This window comes from Flavonifractor sp. An112 (genome assembly GCF_904377885.1).
Classification (GTDB): domain Bacteria; phylum Bacillota; class Clostridia; order Oscillospirales; family Oscillospiraceae; genus Flavonifractor; species Flavonifractor avicola.
Window position 1 is genome coordinate 1 of the sequence record NZ_CAJFGT010000062.1, and the last position, 15,373, is coordinate 15,373.

17 protein-coding genes are annotated in these 15,373 nt (G+C 62.6%); all 17 read left to right on the top strand.

Features of this window, described 5'->3' with window-relative positions:
• A partial coding sequence (gene clpX / locus IHN22_RS09710) for an ATP-dependent Clp protease ATP-binding subunit ClpX (protein ID WP_191435022.1) occupies positions 1–1,027 on the top strand: 1,027 nt, incomplete at its 5' end.
• Between the two features lie 108 nt (positions 1,028–1,135).
• A complete protein-coding gene (lon, locus tag IHN22_RS09715; RefSeq protein WP_191435024.1) occupies positions 1,136–3,535 on the top strand; it encodes an endopeptidase La in 2,400 nt (799 codons plus the stop codon).
• 45 nt (positions 3,536–3,580) lie between these two features.
• Entirely contained in the window at positions 3,581–4,180 is a 600-nt protein-coding gene (gene yihA / locus IHN22_RS09720) for a ribosome biogenesis GTP-binding protein YihA/YsxC (protein ID WP_191435025.1), read from the top strand.
• Positions 4,177–4,929 carry a fumarylacetoacetate hydrolase family protein gene (locus IHN22_RS09725; protein ID WP_191435028.1) on the top strand — a complete coding sequence of 251 codons (753 nt, stop codon included), beginning with the start codon at positions 4,177–4,179 and terminating at the stop codon, positions 4,927–4,929. Before yihA ends, IHN22_RS09725 begins: the two co-directional genes overlap by 4 nt.
• Before the next feature lie 105 nt (positions 4,930–5,034).
• Positions 5,035–5,730 (top strand): tyrosine-protein phosphatase, encoded by a 696-nt coding sequence (locus IHN22_RS09730; protein ID WP_087398628.1) that lies wholly within the window; start codon positions 5,035–5,037, stop codon positions 5,728–5,730.
• 3 nt (positions 5,731–5,733) lie between these two features.
• Positions 5,734–6,444, top strand: a complete 711-nt coding sequence (locus tag IHN22_RS09735) for a site-2 protease family protein (RefSeq protein ID WP_191435030.1) — start codon at positions 5,734–5,736, stop codon at positions 6,442–6,444.
• A 1-nt stretch (position 6,445) separates the two neighbouring features.
• Positions 6,446–7,267 (top strand): segregation and condensation protein A, encoded by an 822-nt coding sequence (locus IHN22_RS09740; protein WP_340042685.1) that lies wholly within the window; start codon positions 6,446–6,448, stop codon positions 7,265–7,267.
• Between the two features lie 3 nt (positions 7,268–7,270).
• Entirely contained in the window at positions 7,271–7,936 is a 666-nt protein-coding gene (gene scpB, locus IHN22_RS09745) for an SMC-Scp complex subunit ScpB (RefSeq protein ID WP_087268538.1), read from the top strand.
• Positions 7,933–8,568, top strand: a complete 636-nt coding sequence (locus tag IHN22_RS09750) for a DUF2953 domain-containing protein (RefSeq protein WP_087398630.1) — start codon at positions 7,933–7,935, stop codon at positions 8,566–8,568. Before scpB ends, IHN22_RS09750 begins: the two co-directional genes overlap by 4 nt.
• 3 nt (positions 8,569–8,571) lie before the next feature.
• Positions 8,572–9,018, top strand: a complete 447-nt coding sequence (locus tag IHN22_RS09755) for a GerW family sporulation protein (protein WP_087187906.1) — start codon at positions 8,572–8,574, stop codon at positions 9,016–9,018.
• A gap of 26 nt (positions 9,019–9,044) precedes the next feature.
• Entirely contained in the window at positions 9,045–10,121 is a 1,077-nt protein-coding gene (locus IHN22_RS09760; RefSeq protein WP_191435032.1) for a D-alanyl-D-alanine carboxypeptidase family protein, read from the top strand.
• A gap of 67 nt (positions 10,122–10,188) precedes the next feature.
• Positions 10,189–10,896, top strand: coding sequence for a pseudouridine synthase (locus IHN22_RS09765; protein WP_191435034.1), 708 nt, complete (start codon positions 10,189–10,191; stop codon positions 10,894–10,896).
• 225 nt (positions 10,897–11,121) lie between these two features.
• Complete coding sequence (locus IHN22_RS09770; RefSeq protein ID WP_087187909.1) at positions 11,122–11,991, top strand: MurR/RpiR family transcriptional regulator; 870 nt, start codon at positions 11,122–11,124, stop codon at positions 11,989–11,991.
• On the top strand, positions 11,988–13,241 hold the full coding sequence (locus tag IHN22_RS09775) for an NAD(P)/FAD-dependent oxidoreductase (RefSeq protein WP_191435035.1): 1,254 nt from the start codon (positions 11,988–11,990) through the stop codon (positions 13,239–13,241). The genes IHN22_RS09770 and IHN22_RS09775 overlap by 4 nt, the downstream gene beginning before the upstream one ends.
• Position 13,242: 1 nt before the next feature.
• Positions 13,243–13,923, top strand: coding sequence for a (d)CMP kinase (gene cmk / locus IHN22_RS09780; protein WP_191435037.1), 681 nt, complete (start codon positions 13,243–13,245; stop codon positions 13,921–13,923).
• On the top strand, positions 13,920–14,516 hold the full coding sequence (locus IHN22_RS09785) for a lysophospholipid acyltransferase family protein (RefSeq protein ID WP_191435039.1): 597 nt from the start codon (positions 13,920–13,922) through the stop codon (positions 14,514–14,516). The genes cmk and IHN22_RS09785 overlap by 4 nt, the downstream gene beginning before the upstream one ends.
• The coding region (gene ispH / locus IHN22_RS09790) for a 4-hydroxy-3-methylbut-2-enyl diphosphate reductase (protein WP_191435040.1) at positions 14,513–15,373 on the top strand (861 nt) is incomplete at its 3' end. The genes IHN22_RS09785 and ispH, both read left to right, overlap by 4 nt.

Genomic DNA, 15,373 nt, shown 5'->3' on the forward strand with positions numbered 1-15,373 from the left:
GCGCATCTACTTCGGCGGCGGGGAGGATGTGGAGCTCCAGAAGAGCAACATCCTGCTCATGGGCCCCACCGGCTGCGGCAAGACCCTGTTTGCCCAGACTCTGGCCCGCATCCTGAAGGTGCCCTTCGCCATTGCCGACGCCACCACCCTCACCGAGGCGGGCTACGTGGGCGACGACGTGGAGAACATCCTGCTGCGTCTGGTCCAGGCCGCCGACTACGACATTGAGCTGGCCGAGCGGGGTATCATCTATGTGGATGAGATCGACAAGATCGCCCGCAAGAGCGAGAATACCTCCATCACCCGCGACGTGTCCGGCGAGGGTGTGCAGCAGGCCCTGCTGAAGATCCTGGAGGGTACCGTGGCCAATGTGCCCCCCCAGGGCGGCCGCAAGCACCCCCATCAGGAGTTCATCCAGATCAACACCAAGAACATCCTCTTCATCTGCGGCGGCGCCTTCGACGGCATGGAGAAGATCATCGAGCAGCGTCTGGACAAAAAGACCATCGGCTTCGGCGCCGAGATCCAGAGCAAGAAGGAGAAGGATACCGCCATCTTCAAGGAGGTCCAGCCCCACGACCTGCTGAAGTTCGGCATCATCCCCGAGCTGGTGGGCCGTCTGCCGGTGATCACCACCCTGAACGCCCTGGACAAGGACCAGCTGGTGCGCATCCTCACCGAGCCCAAGAACGCCCTGGTGAAGCAGTACCAGAAGCTGCTGGAGTACGATATGGTGGATCTCACCTTTGACACCGCCGCCCTGGAGGCGGCCGCCGACAAGGCTATTGAGCGTGGTATCGGCGCCCGCGGCCTGCGGGCGGTGCTGGAGGAGGTCATGACCCAGGTCATGTACGACGTGCCTTCCGACCCCACCATCACCAAGGTGACCATCACCGCCGAGAGCGTCAAGGACCATGTGCCTCCCACGGTGGAGCACGACCCGGAGCGCACCCACCGGCCCAGGCTGGGCGGCGCGTCCCTCCGTGCCGAGCACGGCGGAAAGGCCCCAAAGGGCAACGTGTCCTGAACAGAACAGCCATAAGACCAATATAGGAGACAGGAACCGGGAGACTGGGCAGGACCGGCCGCCCCCGGTCCTGTCTCCTGTTTCATATTCCCGAGAGGAGGGAAGTCCATGCAAACCAATCTGCCTGCGGTCATGCCGGCCCTGGCCCTGCGGGGCCTGACCATTTTTCCCAATATGATGCTCCACTTTGACGTGGGCCGGGAGGCCTCCATCAAGGCGCTGGATGAGTCTATGACCTCTGGCCAGCCCATCTTTCTGGTGGCTCAGCGGGACATGGCGGTGGAGGAGCCTAAGGAGGCCGACCTCTACCGGGTGGGTACTATCAGCACCGTCCGCCAGATTCTCCGCCTGCCCGGCGGTAATGTGCGGGTGATGGTGGAGGGCGTCAGCCGCGGACGGCTCCAGTGCCTGACCCAGACCACGCCATACTTCACCGCCCAGGTGGAGGAGATCCCGGAGGAGACCACCTTCCGCCGCTCTGCCCGCACCGAGGCGCTGATCCGTCAGACCTACGAGCTGTTTGAGAACTACATCGACCTGGCCCCCAAGATGACTCCCGACATTCTGCTGTCGGTGCTCTCCAGCGAGGAGCCGGGCTATATTGCCGACTACATCGCCCAGAACCTGCCCATGCGCACCGGGGACAAGCAGGCCATTCTGGAAGAGTTGCGCCCCGTCCGCCGGCTGGAGAAGCTGTGCCAGAACCTCCGCCGGGAGGTGGCCATTCTGGAGCTGGAGCACCAGATGCAGGACAAGGTGCGGGACCAACTCACCCGGAGCCAACGGGACTATGTGCTGCGGGAGCAGCTGAAGGTCATCCAGCAGGAGCTGGGGGAGGACGGCCAGGGGGACAGCGAGCTGGAGGAGTACCGCCAGCGTATTGCCCAGGCCAAGCTGCCCCAGGAGGTGGCGGACAAGCTGACCAAGGAGCTGGGCCGGCTGGAGAAGCAGCCCTTCGGCTCCGCCGAGGCTACGGTGCTGCGCAACTACCTGGATACTGTGCTGGAACTGCCCTGGGGCAAGTATACCAAAGAGCGGGTCAACGTGGAGGCCGCCCGGAAGGTGCTGGATGGGGACCACTACGGCCTGGAGAAGGTAAAGGAACGTATCCTGGAGTTCCTGGCCGTCAAGCAGCTTTCTCCCCAGATGAAGGGGCAGATCATCTGCCTGGTAGGCCCGCCCGGCGTGGGTAAGACCTCCATTGCCACCAGCGTGGCCCACGCCATTCATCGGAATATGGCCCGCATCTCTCTGGGCGGCGTCCACGACGAGGCTGAGATCCGGGGCCACCGCAAGACCTATGTGGGGGCTATGCCCGGCCGCATCATTGCCGCCATCAAGCAGGCCGACAGCTGCAATCCGCTGCTGCTGCTGGATGAGATCGACAAGCTGGGCAACGACCAGCGGGGCGATCCTGCCTCCGCGCTGCTGGAGGTGCTGGATGCCGAGCAGAACGCTACCTTCCGGGACCACTTCCTGGAGGTGCCCTTCGATCTGTCCGACGTGCTCTTCATCACCACCGCCAACACCCTGGACACCATCCCCAAGCCCCTGCTGGACCGGATGGAGGTCATTGAGCTGAGCAGCTACACCGACGAGGAAAAGGTGGAGATCGCCAAGCGCCACCTGATCCCCAAGCAGATCAAGCGCCACGGCCTGACAAAGGCCAAGTTCAAGCTGTCCGACGACGCACTGCGTATGCTCATCCGGGGCTACACCCGGGAATCCGGCGTGCGTATCCTGGAGCGGCAGATCGGCGCTCTGTGCCGTAAGGCCGCTATGCGCCTGGTGACAGGCGCTGTAAAGTCGGTCAGCGTTACAGAAAAGAACCTGGAGGAGTTGCTGGGCATCCCCCGGTATCACCCCGACCACATCCCCCAGACCGAGCAGGTGGGCGTGGTCAACGGCCTGGCCTGGACCAGCGTGGGAGGCGAGATCCTGGAGGTGGAGGTGGCCGTGGTGCCCGGCACCGGCAAGGTGGAGCTTACCGGCAACCTGGGGGACGTGATGAAGGAGTCTGCCCACGCCGCCCTGACCTACATTCGCAGCCGGGCTGCCCAGCTGGGCATTGAGGCCGACTTCCACAAGACAAAGGATCTCCATATCCACTTCCCGGAGGGAGCGGTGCCCAAGGACGGCCCCTCCGCCGGCATCGCCATCACCACCGCCATGGTGTCCGCCCTCACGGGGATGCCGGTCAAGACGGAACTGGCGATGACAGGCGAAGTTACTTTACGGGGCAGAGTGCTGCCCATCGGCGGTCTGAAAGAAAAGACCATGGCCGCCTACCGCAACGGGATCCGCACTGTGATTGTTCCGGCGGATAACGTGAAGGACCTGGAGGAGATCGATCCCACCGTCAAGGCGGGCCTGCGGTTTGTGCCTGTGGAGCAGGTGGATCAGGTACTGGCTGAGGCCCTGGACCTGAAGGTATGTGAACCTGCCCAGCCGTTGGCTCAGCCCCACACCGGGACCCAGACCGCCGAGCGGCCCAATCTGCGCCAGTAAGACGGGGGCAAACCCCCGTCGCGCATACACATTTGGGAGGTAATTATGCCCATCAATCTGCAAAAAGCGGAATTTGTCCGCTCCGCCGCCAAGGCGTCTGACTTTCCCCGGGACCGGCTGGCCCAGGTGGCCTTTGCCGGCCGCTCCAACGTGGGCAAGTCCTCAGTGATCAACCGGCTCCTGAACCGGAAGAACTTTGCCCGGGTGGGCGCCGCCCCCGGTAAAACCACCCACATCAACTACTTCCTCATCGACTCCGCTTTCTATCTGGTGGACCTGCCGGGCTACGGCTACGCCAGGGTGTCCATGGCGGAGAAGCAGCGGTGGGGGCGGCTCATGGAGGAGTGGTTTGCGGACAACTCTCTGATGACACTGGGGCTGATGATCGTGGATTCCCGCCACAAGCCCACCGCCGACGACTGCACCATGGCCCAGTGGTTCAAGAACAGCGGCAAACCCTTTGCCGTGGTGGCCAACAAGCTGGACAAGCTGCGCAAGAGCGACATTGAGCCCAATCTGGCCCGCATCCGGGAGACCCTGGAGCTGGACGGCGATGTAAAGGTGATTCCCTTTTCGGCTGAAAAGGGAGACGGAAAGCAGGAACTGCTCAATCTGATTCTGGACCACGCGGAGGGACTGGCATGAGATATGTGAAGCTGCTGCGGGACGGCAAGGGCGTATGGGGCGTGCTCCAGGGAGACCTGGTGCGCACCCTGACCCGCCCGCCCTTTGAGGGGATCTGCTACGACGGGGAGAGTCTGCCCCTGGAGGCCTGCCGCCTGCTGGCCCCCTGCGAGGCCACCAAGATCGTGTGCGTGGGCAAGAACTACTATGACCACGCCATGGAGATGGGGGAGGGGGTACCTGAGCAGCCCATCCTCTTCCTGAAGGCCCCCAATACCCTCAACCATCCCGAGGGGACCGTCCACGCCCCCGCCTTTGTGGAGCGGCTGGACTACGAGGGGGAGCTGGCTTTCGTGATCCGCCGCCGGGCAAAGGATGTAAAGGCGGAGAACTTTGCAGACTATATCCTGGGCTACACCTGCCTCAACGATGTCACCGCCCGTGACGTGCAGAAGGGGGACGGCCAGTGGACCCGGGGCAAGAGCATGGACGGCTTTGCCCCTCTGGGCCCCGTGGTCACCGACGAGGTGGACCCCGACGCTCTGGCCATCGAGACCCGGCTCAACGGGGTGGTGGTCCAGCAGGGGAACACCAGCCAGTTCATGACGGCGGTGCCTCAGCTGCTGGAGTTCATCACCGCCTCCATGACCCTGGAGCCTGGCGACGTGGTGACCACCGGTACCCCAGCAGGCATCGGGCCTATGGTGCCCGGCGACACCGTGGAGGTTACCGTCCAGGGCATCGGCACCCTGCGGAACCACATCATCTGAGCAGAGGCCGGACCGGCTGGGCAAACCCGCCGGTCCGGCTTGTGTTTTTCGGGAAAATTTGATATAATCGGAATCAAATTATGGACAGAACTGAGGTGAAATGGAATGGAGCGGCGAATCGTGCTGGGGAAGATGCTCAACCTGCGGGATCTGGGCGGCTATCCTACGGCGGATGGGAGGACCACCCGGTGGGGCGTTCTGCTGCGGGGGGACAACCCTATGGGATTGACCGACGCCGATGTCCAGCTTCTGCTGGAGCGGAACATCACTACTATCATCGACCTGCGCAGCCCGGCGGAGGCGAGACAGTTCCCTGACGAACTGACGGCCCGTTCCGGCTTCTCCTGCCATTTCATTCCCATGTCTACCGGCGAGAAGCTGCCCAACGAGGAGGAGCTCATCGGCCTGGGCTATTTCCGCACCCTGGAGCGGAAGGACACCATACGCTCGGTGCTGGAGACCATCGCCGACGCACCTGGGGGTGTGCTCTTCCACTGTATGGCGGGGAAGGACCGCACCGGCTGCATTGCCGCCCTGCTGCTCACCCTGGCGGGAGTGGACCGTCTGGATATCCTGGCGGACTATCAGGTGTCCCAGACCTATATCCGCCCGGTGATCCGGTGGATGCAGGAGACCCGCGCCGACCTGCCCGCCTATGTGGGCCTCTCCAAGCCGGAATATCTGGAGGATTGCCTGGAGAGGCTGGAGGGGGCCTACGGCTCTGTTTTGGACTATCTGTATGCCGCCGGACTGACCGATCCGGTACTGGACCGGCTGAAACGCAAACTGTTGGAGGAATGACCATTGGGTTCTCTGCGTGAATTTGCCCAGCACATGGACTGGTGGGGGCTTGTGGCTCTGCTCATCAGCGCCGTGGCCGCTCTGTTGTGCATCACCCTGCATGAGCTGTCTCACGGCTTTGTGGCCTACCGGCTGGGCGATCCCACCGCTAAAAACGCCGGACGGCTTACCCTCAATCCCATCAAGCACCTGGACCTCATCGGCCTTTTGATGATGGTGGTGGTCAAGGTGGGCTGGGCCAAGCCGGTGCCGGTGGATATGCGCTACTTCAAGCGACCCAAACAGGGCATGGCTTTCACCGCCCTGGCAGGACCGGTGGCCAACTTCCTCACCGCTCTGGCGGCAGTGGCGCTGGCCTCCGTTGTCTGGCACTTCGCTCCCATCAACAAGGGCACTCTGCTGGCCCTGTGTTTCCTGTCCAATATGGCCCTGCTGGGGGTTGGCATGGGGCTGTTCAACCTGATCCCCATTTCCCCTCTGGACGGGTCCAAGATCCTGTTTGCCTTCCTGCCCGACAGGACCTACTATACCATCCTCAAGTATGAGAAATATGTGATGGGCCTGCTCATCATCCTGGTGCTGGTGGGGGTGTTCAACAAGCCCCTGACCTTCCTGATGGTCCAGTGCCTGCGGGGGCTGTGCGCCATCACCGGAATGCCGCTGGAATGGCTGCTCTATCTCCAGGACGTTTCCACTATTCTGAACCTGTTTTGAGGTGAGTGCCATCGAAACGCCCATTTACCATCTGGAAAAAGTGGTCAAGAACCGGGAGGATATGGAGGACTTCAACGGCCCCCTGGACTTGATTCTCCATCTGCTGAGCAAGAACAAGATGGAGATCAAGGACATTCAGATCTCCCTGATTCTGGACCAATATCTGGCCTGGATGGACCAGCGGCGGCAGCTGGACCTGGAGGTGGCCAGCGAGTTCGTCACCATGGCGGCCCAGCTGGTCTACATCAAGACCCGGATGCTGCTGTCCATCCACGATGAGGAGGCCCTCACCGAACTGGAACAGTTGATGGCCTCCCTGGAGGAACATCAGCGGCGGGAGGACTATGTCCGCATCAAGGCGGTGGTGCCCACCCTGTCCGACCGCTATGCGGTGGGGCGGGACTACCTGACCAAGCCGCCGGAGGCCATCCAGGCGGACAAGACCTACCGCTACGTCCACAAGCCTGAGGACCTGCTGAAGGCCATGAAGTCGGTCCTGGCCCGGACCGACCACCGACTGCCGCCCCCTATGGCCGCCTTCGAGGGCATCGTGGGCCGGGAGCCCTACCCGGTGGCCGACAAGGCCGACGAGATTCTGGAGCGGCTGGCCCGGTTCGGGGTCACCCGGTTTTCCGCCCTGTTCCGGGGCAACCGGAGCCGGTCGGAGATCGTGGCCACCTTTATCGCTGTGCTGGAGCTGTGCAAGGCCCGGCGGGTGCGCCTGGCGGGGACCGAGCAGGACTGCACCATTACAAGCACCGGGGAGGGCGGGGAGGAGCCCGACTACTCCACCGATGTTTATGAGCCGTCAGACGGGGGATAATCTATGGAAGTAAAGGAAATAGAATCGGCCATCGAGGGCATCCTCTTTGCCGCCGGGGAGCCGGTGGGAGTGGAACGGCTGTGCCTGGCCCTGGACCTGGACCGGGGCACCGTGGACACGGTGTGCAAGCGCATGGCCGACCGCTACAGCTATGAGCGCCGGGGCATCCGGCTGGTGCGGCTGGAGACCAGCTATCAGCTGTGCTCTGCCCCTGAGTTCGCCCCCTACATCCGAAAAGCCTTTGAGACCCGCCGTCCGGCCCGGCTGAGCCAGCCCGCTCTGGAGGTGCTGGCCATCATCGCCTACCACCAGACTGCCACCCGGGCCTATGTGGACCAGGTGCGTGGGGTGGACAGCTCCTACACCATCGGCCTGCTGCTGGAGCGGGACCTGATCGAGGAGTGCGGCCGCCTGGCGGTGCCGGGCCGGCCCATCCAGTACCGCACCACCCAGACCTTCCTGCGGTCCTTCGGCCTGTCCAGCCTGGACGAACTGCCCGAGCTGCCCAATATGCCGCCGGAGGACGGGCAAATTACCCTGGAGATGCAGGCGGCGGTGGAGCGGCTGAAGGCGGCGGAGGAAGGGGAGAACCTGTCCGCCATTACGGAAGAAGAGATCGAGGAAGCCGCCAGGGAGCTGGCCAAGTCTGAGGAGGAGTCTGGGGCATGATTGTGCTGCTGGTTCTGGGGATCGTGGTCCTGGCGCTGGTGCTGCTCAGCCTGATCCGGGTGGGGGTATGGGCGGAGTACGCCCAAAAGACCTTTACCGTTCGGCTGCTGGCAGGGCCGGTGCGGGTGACCCTCTTTCCCCGGAAGGCCAAACAGCCCAAACCGGCCAAGGCAAAAAAAGCCAAGGCATCCAAGCAAAAAAAGTCCAAGCCTCCAAAGAAGCCCAAGACGGCGGGAGAAATCTTTGATCTGGTGAAAGAACTGCTGCCGGTGGTGACCGATGCCGCCGGGCAGCTGCGGCGGAAGATCCGCATTGACCAGTTTTATTTGGACGTGGTTGTTGCCTCCGCCGATCCGGCCAAGACGGCGGTGAATTACGGCAGACTCAACGGGGCCATCGGTATGTTTTGGCCCCTGGTGGAGCAAAATTTCAAGGTGAAGGAGTGGCGCATCCGCACCAACGTGGATTTTACCACCGAGCATCCCACTGTATATCTGCGGGCGGCGGCCACATTGACCATCGGGCAGATCCTTGCCTTGGGCGTCCGGGTGGCATCCAAGGTACTGCCCATCCTTTCCAAACAAAAAAGCGGGAGCAAATCCCGGCAGGAAACACAGAAAGAGGCGGTTTAAGCTATGGAAAAGCATCCTATCGGAGATCTGATGGGCGAGATCGTGGACAAGGTCCGTGAGATCGCAGACGCCAACACCATTGTGGGCCAGCCCATCGTCACCGGCGAGGTGACCATCATCCCCATCTCCCGGCTCAGCGTGGGTGTGGGCTCCGGCGGCACTGAGTTTGGCAGCAAGCACAAGAAACCGGAGGACAACAGCTGCTTCGGCGGCGGCGCCGGGGCGGGCATCAACCTGATCCCGGTGGGCTTCCTGGTGGTCAAGGACGGCTCGGTGAAGCTGCTGCCTGTGGCGCCTCCCGCCGCTACCACTGTGGACCGGGTGGTGGAGATGGTGCCCGAGGCCATCGACAAGATCACGGACTTCATTGAGAAGCAGCAGGAGAAGAAAAAGGCAGAGAAGGCCGCCAACCCGGGCACGGATAAACCGGGATTTGAGGGCGTATACTAACGGCATCGATGTGAGGTGATGCTGTTTTGAAACGCTGGTGCGCCCTTTTGCTGGTTCTGTCTCTGCTGGTTCTGCCCGTTTTCGGGGCAGAACCCACCCTGTCCGCCTCCTCGGCCATCCTGATGGACAAAGAGAGCGGGCGGGTGCTCTATGAGAAAAACGCCCGGGAACAGAGGAGCATCGCCAGTATCACCAAACTGATGACCGCCCTGGTGGCGGTGGAACTCCATCCCGACCTGTCCTCCACGGTAACCATCAAGCGTGAGTGGACGGGGGCGGAGGGCTCCTCCATGTACCTCAAGCCGGAGGAGAAGGTCACCCTGGAGGCTCTGCTCTACGGGCTGATGCTCTCCTCGGGCAACGACGCGGCCCTGGCCATTGCAGGCTACTGCGGGGGAGACGTGGAGAGCTTCGTGGCGGAGATGAACAAAAAGGCCGCCCAGCTGGGCATGAACGACACCCACTTTGCAAACCCCAACGGTCTGGACGATCCCGACCACTGCTCCACCGCCTACGATATGGCCATCCTGGCCCGGGCGGTGCTGGAGCGGGAGGAGCTGCGGGCCATCGTCTCCACCCGGTCTATCTTCATTGCTGGTCGGAGCCTGACCAACCACAACAAGCTGCTGTGGCGGTATGAGGGGTGCACCGGCCTGAAAACGGGCTACACCGACGAGGCGGGACGGACCCTGGTGTCCAGCGCCCTGAGGGATGGCCAGGAGCTCATCGCCGTCACCCTCAACGCCCCCAACGACTGGACGGACCACGCCGCCCTCTTTGACTACGGCTTTGCCACCTATCCCCGGACCCTGGCGGCGTCGGCGGGGGAGTGGACCCACATTCCGGTGACGGGCAGTCTGTGCCCTTTCACCCGGGTGAGCACCGTGTCCGACTTTTATTACCCGCTGGCCCAGGGCGAGACCGTCCAGCGTACGGTGGACCTGCCGGAGCAGGTGGAGGCGCCGGTGGAGGCCGGGTTCCCGGCGGGGAGCCTCACCCTCACCCTGAACGGGGATGAGATCGGCCGGCTGCCCCTGCTCTACCAGACGGGCGCGGCCAACAACGTGGCCCCTCTGCGGTGGTGGCAGCGGCTGTTCGGATGAATTTGACACAATACAGAAGAGGTCTGCCGTTTTACGGCGGGCCTCAACTGCGGAAAGGAGACTGCCGGTGGAAGAGCGGCTGCAAAAGATACTGTCTGCCCATGGGCTGTGCTCCCGGCGGACGGCGGAGACCTGGCTGACGGCGGGCCGGGTGACGGTGAACGGCAAGCCTGCCGCTGTAGGTGATAAGGCCGACCCGGACAAAGACGATATCCGGGTGGACGGCAGGCCTCTGAAGGGTCCTGAAAAGCGTACTTATCTGATGCTCAACAAGCCAAGGGGCTATGTCACTACCCTGTCCGACGAGAAGGGACGGAAAACCGTGGGCGACCTGGTGAAAGGCTGCGGAGCCCGGGTATGGCCGGTGGGCCGGCTGGACCTGGATTCGGAGGGCCTGCTCATCCTCACCGACGACGGGGAGCTGACCCAGCGGCTCATCCACCCCAGCCATGAGGTGGAGAAGGAGTATCTGGTGTGGGTGAACGGAGATATCCCCGCCGCTCTGCCGGTGCTGCGGGGTCCCATGGAGCTGGACGGCGTGCCCCTCAGTCCCGCCCAAGTGGAGCGAGCGGGGGAGGGGATTTTGTCCGTCACCATCCATGAGGGGCGCAACCGGCAGGTGCGGCGGATGTGCGCCGCCGCCGGACTCCAGGTCACCCGCCTGCGCCGGGTGCGGGAGGGAGCCCTCACCCTGGGAGAGCTGAAGCCGGGCCGCTGGAGAGTCCTCAGCAGGGAAGAAGTGGCCCTGCTGGAGCAGGTCCCACCCAGAGCCTGAGGGACTTTTTGCAGGAAATGATAGAATTCTTGCAAAAAGGGGATTGCTTTTCTTTCGGAAAACCAGTATGATAGTGTTTACTGAATCAAGGGACGTACCGCGGCTGCGCGGCCGTCTTTCTGTCCGGTCTGTCCACGGTCACACCGGGGGATGGACCGGGATTCTTTGTCATCAAGGTTAACGGCGTTATGTCGACAGGGATCAGAACGCCGGGAGGTACTGGTTATGCCGAAAGATATTCTCTCTACCATTCAATCTGAAATGAATACCTTCTCCAAGGGGCAGAAGCTCATCGCCAACTTCATCCTGGAGTCCTATGACAAGGCCGCCTTCATGACGGCCAGCAAGCTGGGCAAGACGGTGAAGGTGAGCGAGTCTACCGTGGTGCGCTTTGCCGCCGAGCTGGGCTACGACGGCTATCCCGCCATGCAGAAGGCCCTGCAGGAGATGATCCGCAGCAAGCTCACCTCCATCCAGCGCATCGAGGTGACCAACGACCGCATCGGAGACCACGACATTTTGTCCATGGTGATGCAGTCCGACATTGAGAAGATCCGCCTGACCATGGAGGAGACCGACCAGGCCCAGTTCCAGCGTGCGGTGGACGCCATCGTCAAGGCACGCCACATCTATATTCTGGGTGTGCGCTCCGCCGCCGCCATCGCCAGCTTTATGGGGTTCTATTTTACCCTGATCTTCAACAATGTGACCATCATCCACACCACCTCCAGCAGCGAGGTCTTTGAACAGCTGCTTCACATCGGGCCGGAGGACGTGATCATCGGTATCAGCTTCCCCCGGTACTCCCGCCGGACAGTGAAGGCCATGCAGTTTGCCCACGACCGGGGGGCGGAGGCTATCGCCATTACCGACTCGGCGGCATCCCCCCTGGCCCCCTATTCCACCATCACCCTGCTGGCCAAGAGCGACATGGCCTCCTTCGTGGACTCCCTGGTGGCCCCCCTCAGCCTGGTCAACGCCCTGATCGTGGCCATCGGCCGGAAGAAGAACGACGACCTCTCCCGCACCTTTGAGAGTCTGGAACGGATTTGGGACGAGTATGAGGTCTATGAGAAGGTGGACGAAAACCCTTGAGTGAGATCATCGTGATTGGCGGCGGCGCCGCCGGTTGTATGGCGGCCCTGGCCGCCGCGGAGCAGGGCGTGTCCGTTACCCTGCTGGAGCGCAACCCTAAGCTGGGCCGCAAGCTGTACATCACCGGCAAGGGCCGGTGCAACGTGACCAACCACTGCACGGTGCAGGAGTTGCTGCAAAATATCCCCGGCAACAGCCGGTTCCTGACCAGCGCCGCCACCCGCTTTACTCCCGAGGAGGCGGAAGCCTTTTTTGAAGGTCTGGGTGTGCCCCTGAAGGTCGAGCGGGGTAACCGGGTGTTTCCTCAGTCCGACAAGGCCGCCGACATCATCGACGCCCTGCTGCGGGCGCTGCGGAAGGCCCGGGTGGACATCGTTCAGGACCGGGCTGTCGGCCTGATCCTGGAGGAGGGACACATTACCGGCGTGAAGGGGGAGAAGGGGACCTATCCCTGCAAGGCGGCGGTGGTAGCCACCGGCGGAGTGTCCTATCCGCTCACCGGTTCCACCGGCGACGGCTACGACTTTGCCAAGGTGCTGGGCCATACCATTGTGGAGCCCCGGCCTTCTCTTGTGCCTCTGGTGGCGGAACAGGCCTTCTGCGCCCAGATGCAGGGCCTCAGCCTGCGGAACGTGGCCATCCAGGTGAAAAACAGCAAGAAAAAGACGGTGTATGCCGAGCAGGGGGAGATGCTCTTCACCCACTTCGGTATCACCGGGCCCCTGATCCTCTCCGCCTCCGCCCATATGCGGGACATGGGGAAGGAGCACTACTACATCCTGCTGGATTTGAAACCCGCCCTGGACCAGGAGAAGCTGGACGCCCGGGTGCTCCGGGACCTGGGGGAGGGTGCCAACAAGGATTTCCGCCATGTGCTGGAGGGGCTGGTGCCCCGGCTCATGGTGCCGGTGGTGCTGGAGCTGACCAGCATTCCCGGCGACCTGAAGGCCAACTCGGTGACCAAGGGGCAGCGCCGCCGGTTGGTGGAGACCCTCAAGTGCATTCGCATCGATATTTCCGGACCCCGGCCCATCGCCGAGGCCATTGTCACTGCCGGCGGCGTTAAAACTTCTGAGGTGGACCCCCATACCATGGCCTCCAAGAAGGCGGGCGGGGTCTTTTTTGCCGGGGAAGTGCTGGACGTAGACGCCTACACCGGCGGCTTTAATTTGCAGATCGCCTGGTCCACCGGCCGGGCGGCGGGACGAGGCGCGGCGGAGTTCGTTCGTCCCTCCAAGGAGGCAGAGTGATATGACCAAGCACAGGAGCATTGCCATCGACGGACCTTCCGGGGCGGGAAAATCCACCCTGGCCCGGGCGCTGGCAAAGGCGCTGGGTTACCTGTATGTAGACACCGGGGCCATCTACCGTACCGTGGGCCTGCAGGCCTTCCGTACCGGCGCAGACCCGGAGGACAGAGAGGCGGTGATCGCCCTGCTGCCCGGCCTGGACATCGGTCTGGGCTACGGGGAGGACGGGGAGCAGCGGATGTACCTCAATGGAGAGGACGTATCCCAGGCCATTCGTCAGCATGAGATCTCCCGGTATGCCTCCTGCGTGTCCGCCATCCCTGAGGTGCGTGCCTTTCTGCTGGACCGCCAGCGGAAGCTGGCCCAGGAGCACGACGTGGTCATGGACGGCCGGGACATCGGCACCGTGGTGCTGCCTGAGGCCGACGTGAAGATCTTCCTTACCGCCGCTCCCGAGGCACGGGCCCGCCGCCGCTGGCTGGAGCTGAAGGAGCGGGGCCAGAGCGCCGATTACGAGGCGGTGCTGCGGGACGTGAAGGAGCGGGATGAGAAGGACAGCACCCGCTCTGCCGCACCTCTGCGTCAGGCGGAGGATGCAGTTTTGGCCGATACTACCCAGCTGGACCTGCAACAAAGCTTGGACCTGCTGATTCAGATTGCAAAGGAGCAGTTGCAGGTATGAATATCATCTATATCCTGGCCTATATCGTTCTCTGGCCGGCCTTTCGTATCTTTAAACCCACCCGCTGCATCAACAAGAAGAACTTTCCGGAGGGGGGCGCTCTGCTGTGCGCCAACCATACCCGGATGAGCGACCCTCTCTTTGTGGCTTATGCTCTGGGTCTGAAGCACCAGATCCACGTCATGGCCAAGGAGGAGATCATGCACTGGCCCATCATCGGCTGGATCCTGAAGCACGGCGGCATTTTCGGCGTCAAGCGGGGCCAGGCCGACATCGGTGCCATCAAGACCGCCATGAAGTATCTGAAAAATGGGGAGCTGCTGCTTATGTTCCCCGAGGGCACCCGTCATCAGGACGGTGACTTCGGCGATGCAAAGACGGGCGCCGCCATGCTGGCTACTCGCACCGGCGTGCCCATTGTGCCTATCTATATGCCGGCGGAGAAACGCTGGTTCCGCTGGAACCAGGTGGTCATCGGGGAGCCTTATTACCCTGAAACAACCTCCAAGCGGCCTACCCCGGATGAGTACAAGGCCATCGCCGAGGACCTGATGAGACGGATCGAGGCTTTGCAGCCTCAGGCGGGACGATGAGGGTGGAGCTGGCCCGGTCCGCCGGGTTCTGCTACGGCGTCCGGCGGGCGGTGGAGCTGGCGGAACAGGCCGCCAAAAGCGGCAGACCCTGTGCCATGCTGGGCCCCATCATCCACAATGGCAGCGTCATTGACTATCTGAAGGAGCAGGGCGTGGCGCTGATCCAGTCTCCCGACCAGGTACCGCCCGGTACTGCCGTCATCATCCGCTCCCACGGAGAGGGGCGGGCGGTTCACCAGGCCCTGGAGGCCCGGGGCTGCCCGGTTATCGACGCTACCTGCCCTAACGTGTCCCGCATCCACCGCATCGTGGAGGAGGCGGAAGGGGAGGGCAGGCAGGTGCTCATCATCGGTATGCCTGACCATCCGGAGGTGGCCGCCATCGCCGGATGGTGCGCCCATCCCGTTGTGCTGGAAGGGGAGCAGGCCCTGGCCCGGTGGCTGGAGGCAGATCCCAAACGGCGGGAACTGCCCATCACCATGGTGTCTCAAACCACCTCCACGCACTTTATCTGGACAGAGTGCGTAAAAAAAGCAAAAAAAGAGTGTACAAATTTAAAAATTTTTGATACAATATGTAATGCTACGTATAAACGGCAGTCTGAGGCTCAGGCGCTGGCCGCCAAAAGCGATGCTATGGTCGTCATCGGTGGGCGGGAAAGCTCCAACACCAAACGGCTGGCCGAGTTATGCAAAGCGCTCTGTCCCATGGTCGTTTGGATCGAACGGGCGGCAGAGTTGGAACCTTCCACCCTGTACCGGAAGGCTTCTATTGGAATCACTGCGGGCGCGTCCACGCCTGAGTGGATTATAAAGGAGGTCTATGACAAAATGAGCGACGAAAACATTGAGATCGAG

What these genes read in the sequence shown, in the direction of transcription:
- scpB (WP_087268538.1), top strand. Translation starts at nt 7,271, where the DNA reads ATGGAAGTAAAGGAAATAGAATCGGCCATCGAGGGCATCCTCTTTGCC.
- IHN22_RS09770 (WP_087187909.1), top strand. Translation starts at nt 11,122, where the DNA reads ATGCCGAAAGATATTCTCTCTACCATTCAATCTGAAATGAATACCTTC.
- IHN22_RS09755 (WP_087187906.1), top strand. Translation starts at nt 8,572, where the DNA reads ATGGAAAAGCATCCTATCGGAGATCTGATGGGCGAGATCGTGGACAAG.
- IHN22_RS09785 (WP_191435039.1), top strand. Translation starts at nt 13,920, where the DNA reads ATGAATATCATCTATATCCTGGCCTATATCGTTCTCTGGCCGGCCTTT.
- IHN22_RS09730 (WP_087398628.1), top strand. Translation starts at nt 5,035, where the DNA reads ATGGAGCGGCGAATCGTGCTGGGGAAGATGCTCAACCTGCGGGATCTG.
- IHN22_RS09725 (WP_191435028.1), top strand. Translation starts at nt 4,177, where the DNA reads ATGAGATATGTGAAGCTGCTGCGGGACGGCAAGGGCGTATGGGGCGTG.
- cmk (WP_191435037.1), top strand. Translation starts at nt 13,243, where the DNA reads ATGACCAAGCACAGGAGCATTGCCATCGACGGACCTTCCGGGGCGGGA.
- lon (WP_191435024.1), top strand. Translation starts at nt 1,136, where the DNA reads ATGCAAACCAATCTGCCTGCGGTCATGCCGGCCCTGGCCCTGCGGGGC.
- yihA (WP_191435025.1), top strand. Translation starts at nt 3,581, where the DNA reads ATGCCCATCAATCTGCAAAAAGCGGAATTTGTCCGCTCCGCCGCCAAG.
- IHN22_RS09750 (WP_087398630.1), top strand. Translation starts at nt 7,933, where the DNA reads ATGATTGTGCTGCTGGTTCTGGGGATCGTGGTCCTGGCGCTGGTGCTG.